This window comes from Cupriavidus basilensis, assembly GCF_029335485.1.
In the GTDB taxonomy this organism is placed as follows: Bacteria; Pseudomonadota; Gammaproteobacteria; order Burkholderiales; family Burkholderiaceae; genus Cupriavidus; species Cupriavidus basilensis_E.
Map to the genome: position 1 here is coordinate 1 of NZ_JARJLM010000174.1, position 2027 is coordinate 2027.

Here is a 2027-nt window from a genome sequence, read left to right on the forward strand (position 1 = left end):
CCCCCCCAGCAGCATCGCGCGGGCTGCCGTCTGCGCCGTCAGCGTGACGGGCTGGCCCTCCACCAGCACGGCCAGGTGCCGCTCCGGCAGCGTTTCGCCATCCAGCGCGATGGTGCCATCCACCGGATAAATGCCGCGCTGGATGTGCTCCGGGGGAATTTCCAGGCTGGCGCCCGCCTCCAGCTCGATCGCCACATACAGCGTGCGGCTGAACACCTTCACCGGCGACTGCGCGCCAAAGGCATCCCCCGCGATCACCGTCATCCGCACGCCGGGGCGCTCGAGCTTGGGCAGCGTGGCGGCGGGATGGTGATGAAAGGACGGCGCGACGTTCTCGTGCTCCCTGGGCAAGGCCACCCAGGTCTGGATGCCGTGCAGGCGCGGCCCGGCCTCGCGGGCGGACTGGGGCGAGCGCTCCGAGTGCGCGATGCCGCTGCCGGCCGTCATCCAGTTCACGTCGCCCGGCCTGATCACCTGCTTGCTGCCCAGGCTGTCGTGATGCAGGATCTCACCCTCGAACAGATAGGTGACGGTCGCCAGGCCAATATGCGGATGCGGGCGCACATCCGCACCTTCGCCGGGCGGCAGCGCTACGGGCCCCATATGATCGAAAAAGATAAAGGGCCCGACAGTCTGGGCCGCCGCAGCCGGTAGCAGCCGGCTTACGGCGAAATCGCCGAGGTCGCGCGTATGCGGCTTGAGCAAGTGTTCGATAGCAGACATGATTTTCCCCGGTTCGGTCGATACTGACGGCTGTGCAAATGAAAAGAGTGTAGCCGTTAGCGCAACACAACATCTCATCCGGCGATCGAACCGGATGGGGGATGCACGCTCTAACCATTGTCCGAACGTGCGCGAATCGCTGGAGTCACTTGCCGGATAGCGGCTCCGCCACATCCGCACCGCGATCACGCATCATACTATGTAAAAATTAGAATTGATTGTCAGGAACTATCAACCCTATTATTACTCCAACTTAGCAGTCCCCCGGCTTGAGTGCTAATATGTGTTGCATTGCAGTGCACGCCCCCTGAGGCTTGCGCACGCGGGCAACCCACCCGCCGGATGCGAAAGGAGCAACTGAGTGAACGCAGTCCTATCTGCTGACCAAACCCAAATGACCAACCGCCTGCCTGCGGTGCCGCAAGGCGCCGGCACGTTTGCACTGGCATTCCCGGGCAATCTGGGAAATCTCGATAGCTATATCCAGGCTGTACATCGCATTCCCCTGCTCACCGCCGAGGAAGAGCAGCGGCTTGCACGCGAGTTGCGCGAGCACGACTCCGTCGACGCGGCGCGCCGCATGGTGCTGTCGCACCTGCGCCTGGTGGTATCGATTGCCCGCCAGTACCTTGGCTACGGCCTGCCCCACGCGGACCTGATCCAGGAAGGCAATATCGGCCTGATGAAGGCTGTGAAGCGCTTCGACCCGGACCAGGGCGTGCGGCTGGTGTCGTATGCGATGCACTGGATCAAGGCCGAGATCCATGAATACGTGCTGAAGAACTGGCGCATGGTCAAGGTGGCGACCACCAAGGCCCAGCGCAAGCTGTTCTTCAACCTGCGCAGCCACAAGCAGGGTGCCCACACCTTCACGCCGGAACAGATCGACGCGGTTGCGCGCGAGCTCAACGTCAAGCCGGAAGAAGTGATGGAGATGGAAACCCGGCTGTCGGGCGGCGACCTGGCGCTCGAAGGACAAGTCGACGATGGCGAGGAAGAATTCGCGCCGATCGCCTACCTGGCCGACAACCACAACGAGCCAACCCGCGTGATCGAGGCCCAGCGCCACGACCGCATGCAGGTCCAGGGCCTGGAAGAAGCACTGACCAAGCTCGACGACCGCAGCCGCCGCATCATCGAGGCGCGCTGGCTGAAGGTCAACGACGACGGCTCCGGCGGCTCCACGCTGCACGAGCTGGCTGACGAATTCGGCGTCTCCGCCGAACGCATCCGCCAGATCGAGACCGCGGCGATGAAGAAGATGAAGGGAGCGCTGCAGGCCTTTGCCTGAGGCGTGCCGGACC

2 protein-coding genes are annotated in these 2027 nt (G+C 63.7%); one reads left to right on the forward strand and one right to left on the reverse strand.

What is annotated here, in order from left to right:
• A partial coding sequence (locus P3W85_RS10375; protein ID WP_276264724.1) for a pirin family protein occupies window positions 1-723 on the reverse strand: 723 nt, incomplete at its 3' end.
• Between the two features lie 394 nt (window positions 724-1117).
• Between P3W85_RS10375 and rpoH the strand changes: the two genes are divergently transcribed.
• Complete coding sequence (gene rpoH, locus P3W85_RS10380; RefSeq protein WP_017228168.1) at window positions 1118-2014, forward strand: RNA polymerase sigma factor RpoH; 897 nt, start codon at window positions 1118-1120, stop codon at window positions 2012-2014.
• Window positions 2015-2027 lie beyond the last annotated feature (13 nt).